This is a genomic window from Ensifer sp. ENS02, assembly GCF_014851885.1.
In the GTDB taxonomy this organism is placed as follows: Bacteria; Pseudomonadota; Alphaproteobacteria; order Rhizobiales; family Rhizobiaceae; genus Ensifer; species Ensifer adhaerens.
The window spans coordinates 110,313-124,549 of record NZ_JACVAO010000008.1 but is presented as its reverse complement, the minus strand read 5'-3'; the positions used below and the strand labels follow the sequence as shown (position 1 = coordinate 124,549).

Annotated in this window: 13 protein-coding genes; 4 read left to right on the top strand and 9 right to left on the bottom strand. The window is 63.6% G+C overall.

The features are described 5' to 3' along the window. Positions 1-5: 5 nt before the first annotated feature. From IB262_RS18160 to IB262_RS18140, 5 genes are all read right to left on the bottom strand, one after another. The gene (locus IB262_RS18160; protein WP_034786897.1) at positions 6-416 is read right to left on the bottom strand and encodes a proton-translocating transhydrogenase family protein; all 411 of its coding nucleotides are present in this window, start codon (positions 414-416) and stop codon (positions 6-8) included. Beyond that, positions 416-1,561 (bottom strand): Re/Si-specific NAD(P)(+) transhydrogenase subunit alpha, encoded by a 1,146-nt coding sequence (locus tag IB262_RS18155; RefSeq protein ID WP_113505630.1) that lies wholly within the window; start codon positions 1,559-1,561, stop codon positions 416-418. Before IB262_RS18155 ends, IB262_RS18160 begins: the two co-directional genes overlap by 1 nt. A gap of 388 nt (positions 1,562-1,949) precedes the next feature. Further along, positions 1,950-2,174: an aa3-type cytochrome c oxidase subunit IV gene (locus IB262_RS18150; RefSeq protein ID WP_034786900.1), complete on the bottom strand. Its 225-nt coding sequence runs from the start codon at positions 2,172-2,174 to the stop codon at positions 1,950-1,952. A gap of 235 nt (positions 2,175-2,409) precedes the next feature. Further along, on the bottom strand, positions 2,410-3,183 hold the full coding sequence (locus IB262_RS18145; RefSeq protein ID WP_060517561.1) for a hypothetical protein: 774 nt from the start codon (positions 3,181-3,183) through the stop codon (positions 2,410-2,412). 232 nt (positions 3,184-3,415) lie between these two features. Next, positions 3,416-5,725 (bottom strand): EAL domain-containing protein, encoded by a 2,310-nt coding sequence (locus IB262_RS18140; protein WP_112976382.1) that lies wholly within the window; start codon positions 5,723-5,725, stop codon positions 3,416-3,418. A gap of 429 nt (positions 5,726-6,154) precedes the next feature. Here IB262_RS18140 and IB262_RS18135 point away from each other — a divergent pair, with 429 nt between their 5' ends. Beyond that, positions 6,155-6,913, top strand: coding sequence for a gamma-glutamyl-gamma-aminobutyrate hydrolase family protein (locus IB262_RS18135; RefSeq protein ID WP_034787271.1), 759 nt, complete (start codon positions 6,155-6,157; stop codon positions 6,911-6,913). A 42-nt stretch (positions 6,914-6,955) separates the two neighbouring features. On the opposite strand, the gene IB262_RS18130 is transcribed toward IB262_RS18135, so the two are convergent. The 3 genes from IB262_RS18130 to IB262_RS18120 all read right to left on the bottom strand — a co-directional run bounded on the left by IB262_RS18130 (position 6,956) and on the right by IB262_RS18120 (position 9,638). Beyond that, positions 6,956-7,921 (bottom strand): 2-hydroxyacid dehydrogenase, encoded by a 966-nt coding sequence (locus IB262_RS18130; RefSeq protein ID WP_112976381.1) that lies wholly within the window; start codon positions 7,919-7,921, stop codon positions 6,956-6,958. Positions 7,922-7,948: 27 nt separating this feature from the next. Beyond that, positions 7,949-8,971 (bottom strand): LacI family DNA-binding transcriptional regulator, encoded by a 1,023-nt coding sequence (locus tag IB262_RS18125; protein ID WP_034786913.1) that lies wholly within the window; start codon positions 8,969-8,971, stop codon positions 7,949-7,951. A gap of 169 nt (positions 8,972-9,140) precedes the next feature. Next, positions 9,141-9,638 carry a MarR family transcriptional regulator gene (locus tag IB262_RS18120; protein ID WP_034786917.1) on the bottom strand — a complete coding sequence of 166 codons (498 nt, stop codon included), beginning with the start codon at positions 9,636-9,638 and terminating at the stop codon, positions 9,141-9,143. Between the two features lie 113 nt (positions 9,639-9,751). Between IB262_RS18120 and IB262_RS18115 the strand changes: the two genes are divergently transcribed. The 3 genes from IB262_RS18115 to IB262_RS18105 all read left to right on the top strand — a co-directional run bounded on the left by IB262_RS18115 (position 9,752) and on the right by IB262_RS18105 (position 12,982). Continuing rightward, entirely contained in the window at positions 9,752-10,543 is a 792-nt protein-coding gene (locus tag IB262_RS18115) for a creatininase family protein (protein WP_060581276.1), read from the top strand. Positions 10,544-10,622: 79 nt separating this feature from the next. Then, positions 10,623-12,026, top strand: coding sequence for a hypothetical protein (locus IB262_RS18110; RefSeq protein ID WP_192493727.1), 1,404 nt, complete (start codon positions 10,623-10,625; stop codon positions 12,024-12,026). 77 nt (positions 12,027-12,103) lie between these two features. Continuing rightward, entirely contained in the window at positions 12,104-12,982 is an 879-nt protein-coding gene (locus IB262_RS18105) for a glycosyltransferase (protein ID WP_112976379.1), read from the top strand. A gap of 15 nt (positions 12,983-12,997) precedes the next feature. On the opposite strand, the gene IB262_RS18100 is transcribed toward IB262_RS18105, so the two are convergent. Beyond that, positions 12,998-14,089, bottom strand: a complete 1,092-nt coding sequence (locus tag IB262_RS18100) for a glycosyltransferase family 1 protein (RefSeq protein WP_112976378.1) — start codon at positions 14,087-14,089, stop codon at positions 12,998-13,000. Positions 14,090-14,237: the final 148 nt, after the last annotated feature.

The following is a 14,237-nucleotide window of genomic DNA, read 5'->3' as shown; positions in this document are numbered from 1 at the left end:
CGGCCTCACTTGTCTTTTTTCTTGTACATGGCGAGCATGCGCTGGGTGACGAGGAAGCCGCCGAAGATGTTGACGGAGGCGAGCACCAGCGCGATGAAGCCGAAGCCGGTCGCCAGCCCCGAGGCGGAAATGCCGACCGCCAGCAGGGCGCCGACGACGATGACCGAGGAGATCGCGTTGGTGACCGCCATCAGCGGCGTGTGCAGCGCCGGCGTCACCGACCAGACGACGTAGTAGCCGACGAAGATCGCCAGCACGAAGATCGCCAGGCGAAAGACGAAGGGGTCGATCGCACCGCCGGTGGCGCCATGGGCGACGGCACCGGCCGCATCTGGCACGTATTCGGCCGCGGTGCGGACCGCTTCTACCGCCCGGTCGAGATCGGCGAGCGCCTTGTCGAGAAGTTCATTCGCCATCACTTGTCCCCCTTGCTGGCGCCGAAGTTCGGATGCACGACCTGACCGCCATGGGTGAGCGCCGTCGCCTTGACGAGCTCGTCTTCCATGTTGAGCGCGAGCGCCTTGGTCTCCTTGGAGACCATCGTCTCCAGGAAGGTGACGAGGTTCTTGGCATAAAGCCCGGAGGCGGAAGCGGCGATGCGGCCAGGCACATTCAGATGGCCGATAACCTTGACGCCTTCGACCTCGGCGACCTTGCCGGCCTCTGCCCCCTCGACGTTGCCGCCGCGCTCGACCGCAAGGTCGACCGCGATCGAACCGGGCTTCATGCTCTTCAGCATCTCGCGGGTAACGAGCCGCGGCGCCGGGCGGCCGGGGATAAGCGCCGTAGTAATAACGATGTCCTGCTTGGCGATATGCTCGGCGACAAGTGCTGCCTGCTTGGCCTGATAGTCCTTGGACATTTCCTTGGCGTAGCCGCCGGCGGTCTCAGCCGCCTTGAACTCGTCGTCCTCGACGGCGATGAACTTGGCCCCGAGCGAGGCGACCTGCTCCTTGGCGGCGGGACGCACGTCGGTTGCCGAGACCACGGCCCCGAGACGGCGGGCCGTCGCGATCGCCTGCAGACCGGCAACGCCGGCGCCCATGACGAAGACCTTGGCGGCAGGAACCGTGCCGGCCGCCGTCATCATCATCGGCAGCGCCCGGTCATATTCGTAGGCCGCGTCGATGACCGCCTGATAGCCGGCGAGGTTGGCCTGGCTGGACAGCACGTCCATCGACTGCGCGCGCGTGATGCGCGGCATCAGCTCCATCGCAAAAGCGGTCAATCCGGCATTCGCCATGTCGGCGATCGCCGCCTCGTTGCCGTAGGGATCCATGATGGCGATGACGATGGCGCCGGACCTGTAGCCGGCAATCTCGACACTCGTCGGCCGACGGACCTTGAGCACGACATCCGCCGCCCTGGCGTCTGCCGTCGTGCCGATCCGGGCTCCGGACTTTTCGAACTCGGCATCCGGAATGCGCGACAGAAACCCGGCGCCCGCCTCGACGACGACGTCGAAGCCGAGACCTTTCAGTTTCTTCACAGTATCCGGTGATGCGGCAACGCGACCCTCGTTCGGATCCGTTTCCTTGGCGACGAAGACGATCTCGCTCACAAGTCCCCCCTCCTGGCCGCAATCGAGCCAGGGCCGGAATGCGGGCATTCTCTCCGACTGCAAAGCGGGTGGCCTACCGGGCCGACACGCCCTCATGTGCGCGGCACACCTGTGCCCGGCGCAATCGTCTGGAACAAGCCATCGCCTGGATGCGGGACCTTTGGCGATCCACCGGCATCGAGCCGCAATCGGGCTCTGCGGGCCTGCTGTCCACTCCTCCCTCACGCGGGTGAGGATTATCCGCCCCCTGCCCTACGACGGGCATCCGGGCCTCAAGCCATATGCGTCGGCACCTCCAGCCGGCGACATGCAGCTTCTTCCGGGCAAACGCCCGGTCGCCGAGGAAGCACGGTCTGCGCTCCCTCAACGGTCGGTTTGGTCGCGCCGATTAGCGAAGGAAGAAGAAACCGGCGACGTTGATCAGAATGAAAAGCACGATCGAGGAGATCAGGCCCATCGTCGTGAAGAAGCCGGCAGCCATCGCGATCAGCAGGGCGACGCAGAAAAGCGTGCCGTACTTCGAGGCACTCAGGAACATGAGGTAGGTCTTCTCGTGTTCCGGATAGTCCATCGGAGCGCCCACATCGACCGGTCCAGAATGATGCTCAGCCATCGTTCAAAATTCTCCCTGAATGCCGCGGCGCCACCTTGGGGTCATCGCCGCCCCTATCGAAGCATGGTCTCGCGAAAAGCCGCGAAACCCTTATAGCTGCCCTTACACAATGCGCACGGCTGGCGCAACGAAAACCCGTTCTTTAGCCGTACCTGATGGGGCGAAATGTCACGCCACATAGCAAGGTGCGGAGCGCCTCGACGCGCCCCGAATTCGCATGCGCAATCAAGGCCGCTTACCGGAAGACGGACATCCGGTAGGAGCGGCCGTAGCCGGTCTGCGCCATGCGCGCGGTCGGCAGGATCGTCAGCGGCGCAAACGGCACCTCGCTGCGGTCGGCAAACATCATGCGGCGTTCGAACGGTTCGGAATCGAAGACCGGGTAGCGGTCGAGGATCGACGGCCGCTGCCCCCGCACCTGTGCCACCAGAAGCGCGCCGTCGGCATTGTAGACACCGAGGTTCTCGCGCTTGGCGACAACCGTCTCCGACGCAAAGATGCGCTTGTAGAAAGCCGCGTGGCGCGGACGGCAGGCCGTCAGGCAGCGGTCGGCAGCGAAATACTCGCAGGCCATCGCGACCGGTCGCAGCGTCAGATAGGGAAGCGCCCGCATCTCGTCGCCGATCACGTCAGGATCGACCGCCAACCGGCCGGGATCGACCAGCACCATGCCGGCGTCGAGGAACGCGTCGATCTCGGGAGCGAAGATCATGCCCGACGTGCTGGCGCGATGATCCGGCGTCACATGATGAACGCGCACGGTGCTGACAAGCACTTCGTCGAGATAGAGACCGAAGACATAGGCGTGACTGTCGAAATCGAGATCGTCGATCAGCGTCGAGCCGGTCAACTCCATCAGATTGACGGACTTGTAGGACTTGTAGCGCAGCCGCGCGATGTCCTCCATGTCCTCGCCGGTTTCGACCCGCCGGTATTCGACGCGATCGAGCAATTGCATCAGTTTTTCAGAAAAGCGCCCAGGCTCAGCCTGGTGAACCGTCTCACCCATACTCAACACCTCATGGTTAACAAATCGTTAACCTATTGACGGGTGATGGGGCGGCAACCGCAAATCGAAACAGTTCACCGTTAACTTTTCGTTAACCATAAAAATTCGTGAACTTATTTGCTCGATTTGAAATCAAGTGCACCAAAGCGGGATCAATTTGGCGCACCTAATCAATGACTTGCTACCGGAAAACCAGCAGCAAAACAGGACAGTTTCAAGAAGATTTCAGGGGTTAGGCGATGCGCTTGCTGGTGGTTTTTGTGCCTCGTTTTGGCACACCATTCTTGCAAAGCGTAGCAATGGCCGAAGCCGGCATGGGCGCGGCAAAGACGAAGCCCTGTATCAAATCGGCACAATTGTGCTCGTTGATAAGTTGTAGCTGGTCCGCCGTCTCGACACCTTCGACGACGATGCGCAGGCCGAGCGCGCGGGCAAGGTTGGCGGTCCCACGCAGAAGCTTGAAGCGCCGAGAATCCTCGCGGATGTTGCGCACGAAGGAACGGTCGATCTTGATGATGTCGACCGGCAGCGCATCGAGATAGCTGAGGCTCGAGTAGCCGGTGCCGAAATCGTCGATGGCGATGGTGATGCCCAGTCCGCGCAGTTCGCGCAGGATCGCCTGCACCTTCAGCGGCTCGTCCATCAGGCAGCTTTCCGTCACTTCCAGATGCAGCCGCGCGGCATCGAGACCGGTTCCGCGAAGTGCGTCCGTGACCATGACCACGATTTCGCTGCTGCGAAGGTCGAGCACCGACAGGTTGACCGACACCGATACGTCGCCCGGCCAGTTCATGCAGTCCCGGCACGCCTGATCGAGAACAAAGCGGGTGATTTCCGTGACCAGCCCGAGCTCTTCGGCAAGCTGGATGAATACGTTCGGCGGCACCGGCCCGCGTTCGGGATGGGTCCATCGCGCCAACGCCTCGCAGCACTCCACGCGCCCGCCGTTCGGGGCGAACATCGGCTGGTAGGAGAGCGTCAGGCTGCGGGCGTTGATCGCCTCGCGCAGGTCCGCCTTCAGCTTCTGGCGATCGACGTAGCGCGCATCCATCTCGGCCTCGAAGGCCGTGCAGCCGCCGCGGTTGCGCAGCTTTGTTTCCGAAAGCGCAAGATCCGCCTTGATCTGCAAGTCCTCGAGCTTGAGGTCGAGGCTCGAAGCGATGACGATGCCAGCGCTCATCGTCATGCTGAAGGTGAAGCCGCCGGCTTCGTAAGTGTCGCGTAGATCGGCATGAAGTCCGCGCATCCGCTCTTCGAGAGCAATAGCGTCACTGCCATCGGGAATGAACACGACGAACTCGTCGCCCATCAGCCGCGCGACGATCGCATCGTCACCGGCAAGCACCCTTAGCCGACCGGCAATCGCATGAAGCAGTCTGTCGCCGACGATATGGCCGCGCATGTCATTGACGTGTTTGAATTCCGTTACGTCGAGAACCATCAACCCGACCAACCGTTCGGCCGTGTCGTCCGCGCTCACCGTCGCCTGCACCAGCTCCCCGAAATAGTCGCGGCTCGGCAGCTGCGTCAGCTTGTCGAACCGCACCATATGCAGAATCTGCTTTTCCGCCTGGACGCGCGCGGTCACGTCTTCAAAAATCAGCACCGTGTCGCCGTTATCGCGGCGGCTCGCCGAAAATTCCAGATGCAGCTCTTCGCTGACAGGGATCAGCACCTGCGGCCGCTTGCCCTTGAGCAGAAGGTCGAGCTGGCGCGAAATGGCCTTGGTCTTGTCCGGATCGAGCCGCATGCGCCGGGCGCCGCGCCGGATCACATCATCGAGCAACCAGCCCTTGAGTTCGGTGCGGTCGCCGAGGGCCAGCAATTCGCAGGCCCGCTCGTTGGCGACGACCACCCGGCCATCGGCATCAAGCATGAACAGCCCATGCGTCATGTTGTTGAGCGCCGTGTCGAACTGGCCGGCGATCGTGGCGATCTCGCGCGCTGCCATCACGTTTTCATAGAGGAAGGCGCGCACATTGTTGGCCATCATCCAGGTGGACAGGATGAAGGGCAGGATCAGCACGGCAAGCGCCAGCATGAACACGTCCTGCAGCGTGAGCAGGCCGATGACGATCGGCAGGCAGGCCGAGGAAGACAAGAGGAGCACGGCCCGCTCGGAGCCGTAATTGCGACCGACGAGCGAAATCATCGACGCAAGCGTCACCGAAATGGTGGCGAGCTCGGAAAAGGAGTCCTGGCTGATGGCGATGGCGTAGCCACAGGCAATACCGCAGGTGAGCGTGACGCTGACGCCGCCGACGATGTAGCGGTTCTCCCACTTGCGGACCATCGCCCGATCGGCATTGGAGAAATCCTGCCGGTCGAACCGCGCCATGTCGAGATTGCGCAGCGCCCAGAGGACGAAGATCACACCGGAGCAGGCGAGATAGAGCGGATCACTGGTTTTCAGATAGACGAGCAGGAACGTCACGACATGCGACAGCATGCCGATCACCAGCGTTTTGCGATGTTCGTAGAGCGAGCTCACGGATGACAGATACACGTCAGTCGGAAGAGCGCTCTGTCCAAGTCGCATCATGAACCAAGCTCCGGTTTACCGGATTGTTAGGGGTGATGACTTAACGAAAGATTTCGTCTAACGCCCCGAAAAATGTACCGAATCCCAGCAAAACCACGGGTCTTCGCCGGCATCGCCCAAGAGTTCAACTCAGTAGTGCGAACCGCACGGGACAATACTCGGTTTCTACAACCAAACATAGGCATTCGCACAATAAAACGGCTTGATCGCAACTTCGACAATTCTGCGACGCCCGTAGATGATCCCAAACTTGCGCCTGTGATGGTTACTCGTTCTTGAAGAAATACCTGCGATTTCCTGCCGTTTCGGATCGCTCCTCCTGTCTCGCCGCCCGGGATCGGCGCGACGATCGCGCTCACCACCTTCTCAGTTGACTTTCATCTGCAACTGAAGGCAAGGCTTTTCTCAAGCATCCAACGGAGCCTGATGATGTCGAAACCTGTCGTTGCCATCCCGTGCGATTTCCGCGAATTCGACGGCAATGTCTGGCATGTCGTTGCCCATCAATATGTCCGCGCCGCCGTCGAAGGCGCCGGCGTCATGCCCTTCCTCATCCCGGCACTCGAGACCGGCAACGACATCGACGAGATCCTCGACCGCGTCGACGGCGTGCTGGCAAGTGGCGCCCGCTCGAACGTCCATCCCTCGCTCTATGGAGCCGAGGCCAAGGAGAGCGACGGCCCCTTCGATCCCGGCCGCGACGCGACCAGCCTGCCGCTCATCACCCGCGCGCTGGAGCGCGGCGTGCCGCTTCTCGCCATCTGCCGCGGCATTCAGGAACTGAACGTCGCGCTCGGCGGCACGCTCGCCTCCGAAATTCAGGACCAACCGGGCATCTGGGATCACCGCAAGCCCGACGTGAAGGAACTCGACGTCGCCTACGGCATCCGCCAGGACGTGATCGTCAAGGAAGGAAGCTGCCTCGCGCCGGTGCTCGGCGCCGGCCGCATCCGCGTCAATTCGCTCCATCGCCAGGCGATCGGCGCTGCCGCACCCCGTCTTGCGGTCGAAGCGGTTGCCGACGACGGCACGATCGAGGCCGTCTCGGTGATCGGCTCCAAGGCCTTTGCCGTCGGCGTGCAATGGCATCCGGAATATTGGGTGCGCACGGACACGCCGTCCGCGAGCCTGTTCAAGGCGTTCGGCGATGCGGTCAGAACCTACGCCGCCGGTCGTCTGGCTGCCTGAGCTATCTGTTTGACCTTGCGCCTGGCGCGTCGACGTCGGGCCTTAGTCCGCGCGTCGCGTGAACGGTGTTTCCGGCACGGGCGTCAGCGCTTTGCCGGTCGAGAACCACGCCACGACGTTGTCGGCGACGAGGTCGGCCATGGCGTTGCGCGTCACCACCGAGGCAGAGGCCACGTGCGGCAGGAGCGAAACATTCGGCAGCGCCACAAGCGCCTCCGGCACCTGCGGCTCGTTCTCGAAGACATCGAGACCGGCACCGGCGATCACGTCCGCCTGAAGCGCCGCGATCAAGGCCTGTTCGTCGACCGTCGAGCCGCGTCCGACATTGATCAGCACCCCATTGCCGCCAAGCGCGGCAAGCACCTCCGCATTGACCGTCCGCCGCGTCGCCTCGGTGCCGGGTACGATGACAACAAGCGTGTCGACCGCAGCTGCGAGCCCCGTCAGCGTCGAATGGTAGGCATAGGCAAGGCCTTCGCGCGGGCTGCGCGTATGATAGGCGATCGATACGCCGAAGGCTTCGAGCCGCTTGGCAATCGCAAGACCGATGCGTCCGAGACCGTAAAGACCGACGCTTCGACCCCGCAGCGACAGCGGCGATAGCGGGAACGCGCCCTCGCGGCTCCAGCGACCCTGGCGCAGCCATTGCTCCGCCTGCGGCAATTGACGGAGCGTGTTGAGCAGCAGCCCGACCGCGGTATCGGCCACTTCTTCCGTCAGGACGTCGGGCGTGTTGCTGACGGCAATTCCCTTGGCCGCGGCATGCCCGACCTCCACCCCGTCGTAGCCGACGCCGAAATTGGCGATGATCTCAAGCTGCGGCAGGGCGTCCATCAGTGCAGCCGGCACGCGCCCGGAAACGGCGATCGCCTTGACGTCCTGCATCTGCGGCGTCACCAGCGTCGCATCGGCACCTTCGATCCGCACCACGTCGAACCGTTCCGCCAGACGATCGATCACCCGCGGATTGATTTTTCCGGGCACGAGAACGCGAATGCGGGCAGACATGGCAATTTTCCTTGCGGGTGATGGGCCTCAGGCGATGACCCGCAAGGGGCCGGTCGACTGCCGGATGCGCATCTCCGGCTTGATCAGGTGAATTCCGTCCGGCTCATGGCTGCCGGAGAGCTTGTCGAGTAGTGCGCGGGCAGCACTGCGGCCGACATCGGCCTGCCCATTCCAGACGGTGGTGAGCGCCGGCGTCGCGATCGACGCCTCTTCCAGGTCGTCGTAGCCGGTAACCGAGATGTCGACGCCCGGCACGAGACCGGCGCGCGCGATGCCGTTCATCATGCCGATCGCCACGAGGTCGTTCCAACAGACGACCGCGGTCGGCTTCTGCGGCAACGAAAGCAGGTGCACTGCGGCCTCGAAGCCGCCCTGCTTCGTGCGGGGCCCGGGAATGCGCAGTTCCGGATCGACCTCGATGTTCGCCTTGCGCAGCGCGTTGACGTAGCCCTGGTAGCGGTCGCGTCCGGTGGAGGTCTCGTCCGTGCCGCCGACCATGGCGATGCAGCGGTGGCCAAGGCCGATCAGGTGGTTGGCGGCAAGCGAGATGCCGTAGGCGTCGTCGCCGCGGAAGATCGGCACGTCCACACCCTCGATCGAGCGGGCGATCAGGATCGCCGGCATGCCGTTGTCCTCGGCAAGCTGGATATCCTCCAGCGGCGTGCCGATCGCCGGCGACATGATGACGCCGTCGCCGCCGAGCTGCAGCAGCGTCTCGATGAAATCGCGCTGCTTGTCGACGGAATCGTAGTGATTGGAAAGAATGAAGGTCTGCTTGTCGCGGTCGAGTTCGGCCTCGATCGCCTTGAGGATTTCCCCGTAGAACGGGTTCATGATGTCGTGCACGACGACGCCGATGATGCCCGATCGCGATGTCCTGAGACTGGCAGCGCGGCGGTTGTAGATATAGCCGAGCGCGCGCGCCTGTTCCTTGATCTTGTCGCGGGTGACGGTCGCCACCAGCGGGCTGTCACGCAGGGCCAGGGATACCGTCGCCGTCGAAAGACCGAGTGTTTCCGCGATCGTCGAAAGCTTCACCTTTTGCGCCACGATGCCCCCTGTAAGCCCTGTTTCGCCCCATCCGCACGAACCCCAGCCAGGAGCGGTGCGTCAAGCCGTTCGACATCCTTCGCGCGCCTTTGAGACGGCACGCGTGCCATAAATTTAAATCCCTATTTAAACTGTTTAAATCGCCGCGGCAATATGCGGCAAATCCGGTTCAATCGGCCGCGCGCGCAGCCTGGAGATTGCTGTCGACGGCGCGCAGCAGCTTCATCAGCGTGCGAACCTGCTTATCGGTCAGGCCGCGGGTCGCGAGCTTTTCCGAGTGCTGTCCGGCCTCGGCGATCGTCTGCAGCCGGTTGCGGCCGGGCTCAGTGAGATAGACCTTCGTGAGCCGGGCATCATCGTCGTCCGGACGCCGCTCGAGAAAGCCCTGCGCTTCCATGCGGCCGATGGTGCGGGTCATGGTCGGCGCCTTGACGCCGAGCTTGACCGCAAGCCCGCCGGCCGTCAGGCCATCGGTCTCGGCCAGCGCCAGCATGACGCCATCCTGTCCGGCATAGAGGCCGCTTTCGAGCAAATTGCGGGAGAGCACGGTGCGCATGGACCGCGCAGCCTGGACAAGGACGGCGGCAAGATCGTGCGGCTCGATCAGGAGCTCGTCCTTCTTCTTGCCGTTCTTGCCCTTCTTTTCGGCCTTGTTCTTCTTGCCCATTGGACCTCCTGCCGAATCCCGTCTCGAACACTTATAACAATACAGCTTGCGATTACGAACTGTATGACTCAAATAACAATTTTACGACAATTGACGTGGAGGATCGAAGAGAAATGTCGATGCCCGAGCCGCGATGGCAGGACAATCCGGCCGATCTTCCGCCTGACGCCCGTCGCGACTGGATCGCGGTGCTGCCGCTCGGCGCGCATGAGCAGCACGGACCTCACCTGCCCTTCGAAACCGACACGCTGATTGCCGAGGGGATCGTCTCCCGCACCATCGCCGTCCTTCCCGCCGATCTGCCTGTAACCTTCCTGCCGGCCGAGCCGGTCGGCTACTCGATCGAGCACATGGATGTCGCCGGCACCCGCACGCTCGCCTATGACGAGGCCGTGGAGCGCTGGCTCGGCATCGCCGGGGATCTCCATGGCCTTGGTATTCGCAAGCTCGTGATGCTGAACGCCCACGGCGGCAATTCGCCGTTGATGACGATCGTCGCGACCGAAGCGCGCGTGCGCTTGAACATGCTGGCGGTCGCGACCAGCTGGACCCGCTTCGGCCAGCCGGACGGCTGGATCGCGCCAGAAGACAAGGCCTTCGACATTCACGGCGGCGATATCGAGACTTCGGTGATGCTGGCGCTGCATCCCGACAAGGTGGACACGACAAAAGCGTCCGATTTCCCCTCGCGTCAGCGCGACTTTGCCGGTCGCTTCAAGCATCTGCGTGCCTACGGCCCGCATGCCTTCGGCTGGAAGATGCGCGACCTCAACGCCGATGGCGTTGCCGGCAACGCGTCAGCCGCAACGGCTGCGCGCGGCGAGGCGCTGCTTGCCCATGCCGTCAAAGGCCTTGTCGAACTGCTCGAAGACGTCAGGAATTTCGACCCGTCTGAACTCGCCTGACCCGTGAACCGACGCCCGGCAAACACTTTCTTTGCGGTTTTGCGCTATCAAGGACGTCCGTTGGAAGAGCAGAGAACCCATGGCGAAGATCATAGCGCTCGGCGCCTATTTTTATCAGGCCGTCATCGCCTTCGGCCTGCTGATCATCGTCGCCCATTGGCTGGCGCCTGCGGACTACGCCAGCTATTCGCTGTTCGTCTCGATCTGCCAATTCGCAGCGATCGCCGCTTTCGAATGGGTGCGCTTCGCCTGCACCCGCTTCTATCCGGGGCCGGACGCTGACAGCGAGGCGGCTGAGCGGCGCACGATCCTCGTTGAAGCGACGGTCTGCGCAGCACTCTGCCTGGCCGCAGCCTCGATAGCCGTGTTCTTCGGCGTGCCGCCGGTCGTCGCCCTTGTCGGCGGTCTGGTGTCGATCGCGCAAGGGGGCAGCGACCTGCATCTGACGATGCTGCGGTTTCGTCAGGACTTTCGCGCCTTTTCCGTGTTGCAGGGATCACGCGCCACAATTCTGGCAGTCGGCACGCTCGCCGGGGCATTGGCCTCGCCCACCTTCCTCTCGACGGTCACGGGGCTTCTGGCCGGCTACGCTGCCTACGGCCTGCTCGCCTCGGTTCTTTCCCGCAGCCCGGCAGCGCGACCGACCGTTGCACTGGAGACTGCGCGCTTCCGCAAGCACCTCGTCTATGGCAGCGTTTCGGCCGGCGCTGCAACGGCCGCCATGTTCGCGCCGCTCGCCCTCAAGACGCTGCTGACATCCGTTCTCGGAGCGACGGGTGCCGCCGGCGCGCTGTTGGCGCTCGACCTTTTGCAGCGGCCCTTCGTGCTCATCGTTTCGGCGCTTCAGGCGATCCAGTACCCCGAAATCGTCGCCGCCCACGACCGGACCGACAACCGCGCGGACCTCGCCCGGACGCTCGGGCAATACTATGCCCTGCTTGCCAGCTTCGCGCTGATGATGGCGGCCGGCATCTTTGCAGTGCTCCTGCCGGTCACGTGGGTCGTCATCAGCCCGGACCTGCAGCAGGGGTTCCTCGCCACGGCGCCCGCGATCATCCTCATTTCGCTTGCCCGCACGCTGACGCAGATCATGTTGCCGACGCCGCTGCACCTGAAGCAGCGTCTTGCGCTGATCCTTCTGCTCGCCGTCATCGACTGCCTGCTGCTGAACCTCGGGGCGCTCGCGGCACTGGTTGTCGCAGGCCCGAGCGATACGGCGCTTGCGACCGGTGGTGCGATCGGCGCGGTCCTTGCGACCGCCTTCGGTCTGCGCCTGATGGCGGTGCTTCCCTTCGACCTCCCCTGGTCGCCGGTGCTTCTTGCCGCCGCAGGGCTCGCCACGGCCGGCTTCGCCTTCGCGCTCGCCGGCGAAACCAGCTATCTCGCGATCGGCGCCGGCATCCTCGGGAGCGGCGTCCTGTGCCTGCTCGCACTCAACCAATTGCGGCTGATGATGCGGGCTCCGAAGCTTGCCGCCCCATAGGGCTGGAAACAATTGCGCTAAGAAAAACTGCACGAATTTCCGGTTAGATCGCCGCCGAAACTTTCGGAGAGTCCGCCATGAACATCGTCGTCGGCATAGCGACCGCGGGCCGCCGCGAAGTCCTTTCGGAGACCCTGCTGCATCTGACGCGGCAGACCCGCTTGCCGGACTCCATCCTGGTCTGCCCGAGCGCGCCCGAGGACATCGACGAAAACCGCCTCAGTGCCCTCGCAGTCGACGTCCGCGTCGTTAAGGGCAGCAAAGGCTCGAGCGCGCAGCGCAATGCAATCCTCGACCACGCGACGACCGCCGACCTGATTGTCTTCTTCGACGACGACTTCCTGCCACACCACGACTTTCTCGCAGAGACCGAGCGATTGTTTGCGCGCGAGGCGGATATCGTCGTTGCAACCGGCCTGGTTCTGGCAGACGGCATTCACGGACCCGGCATTTCGGTGGCCGATGCGAAGGCGATCCTCGATGGCGACGCCGGTCCCGCGCCCGAGGATCAAATCACGCCCGCCTTCAATGCCTACGGCTGCAACATGGCCTTCCGTGTTGCGGCGATCGCCGTCGAGCACACCCGCTTCGACGAGCGCCTGCCGCTCTACGGCTGGCAGGAGGACGTCGATTTCTGCCGGCGGCTTGCGTCACGCGGGCGCATCGTCAAGTCGCCGAGATTGCGCGGCGTCCATCTCGGCAACAAGCGCGGCCGCACCTCGGGTTTGCGTTTCGGCTACTCGCAGGTCGCCAATCCGCTCTATCTGCGCAACAAGGGCACGGTCGGCCTCAAATGGGCGCTGCGTCTGATGGGGGGCAACGTCGCTGCCAACATCCTCGGCAGCGTCAGGTCGCAAGGCCTCATCGACCGCCGCGGTCGGCTGAAGGGCAACGTCATCGCCGTCTTGGATATGCTGCGCGGACGGTTGGACCCGATGCGCGTGCTCGACCTCTAACGCCCTCCGCAGCCATCAAGCCCGGCTGGCAGCCAGCATGTTGAGCAGCAGGACCGCGCTTCCATCCCAGGAAAAGCGCTTGGCATTGTCGTAACCGGCATGCGTCAACTCACGGCGCAAAGTCGCGTCGACGGAGATCGTCCGCATGGCCTCGACCAGCGTTTCCGTCTTCAACGGATCGAAGTAGCGCACCGCATCGCCGCAGGCCTCGCGCACCGGTGGAATGTCGGCGGCCAGCACCGGGCAGCCTTGCGTCATCGCTTCGAGCGGCGGGATGCCGAAGCCTTCGTAGAGGCTCGGAAAGACGAAGGCGACAGCGCGGCGTTGCAGCCCGGCGATCTCCGCGTCGGTCAGGCGCCCCGGAAAGATCAGATTGCCCTTCGACGTCGGCGCGATCGCGCGAAACACGTTGGGATCGGTGCCGCCCACCACGACCAGCTTGTGGTCACCGGCACCCAAGGCCTCGAAGGCGCGCACGGCAAACTCGACATTCTTGTTGGGTTTCAGCGTGCCGACCAGAAGGAAGAAGGGCGTATCGGTCAGCCCGAGCCGCGCGATGACACCGTCGTCCGGCTGAAGGCCGGCGAAGTGATCGGTCGCATTGTAGATCACATCGATACCGGCCGAAGGCACGCGGAAGACGTCGGCTAGTTCCTTGCGCGAGAAGTTCGAGACCGTGCCGATCTTGGCCCTCCGCGTGAGAAGATAGCCGAGCGTTCCGTGGAACAGCCGGTATCCGCGCCCGAACGAGGCGGGATGGCGAAAGAGCGTGACATCGTGGATCACTACCGCCTGGTCGCCATGCAGCACCGGACCGCTGCCGCCGAAGCCGATGAGCGTGTCGCGGCGTGACCGCCAGAAGAGTGGCCCCTGCTCCCACAGATGGCCCGGGCCGGAGCCGAAGCGCTCCACCGAAATCGCCTTGAGGCCGAGATCGTCGACAGCCTTGCCGGGAGCAAGGAGCCGCCAGCGCACGCCCTTCAGCGCATGCGGCACCGCACCCGAAGCGATGCGCTGATCGAGCGCCCGGGTCATCTCGCGGGCGAAGCGCTGCACGCCCGTAAGCGGCTGGGTCAGGAACCGGCCGTTGATGGAAATCGTCTTCACGTGCGCACCCCTTCGATGTGCCGCGCACTCTCGCCGATCTTGATGAAAGGAGGGTTATCGGGATCGCAGCGATCAACGCCGCCCGACCGGCAAAATCGCCTGCGCCATTTGCGCATCGCCGCCGCATCTCCTATATGAGACGCGACTA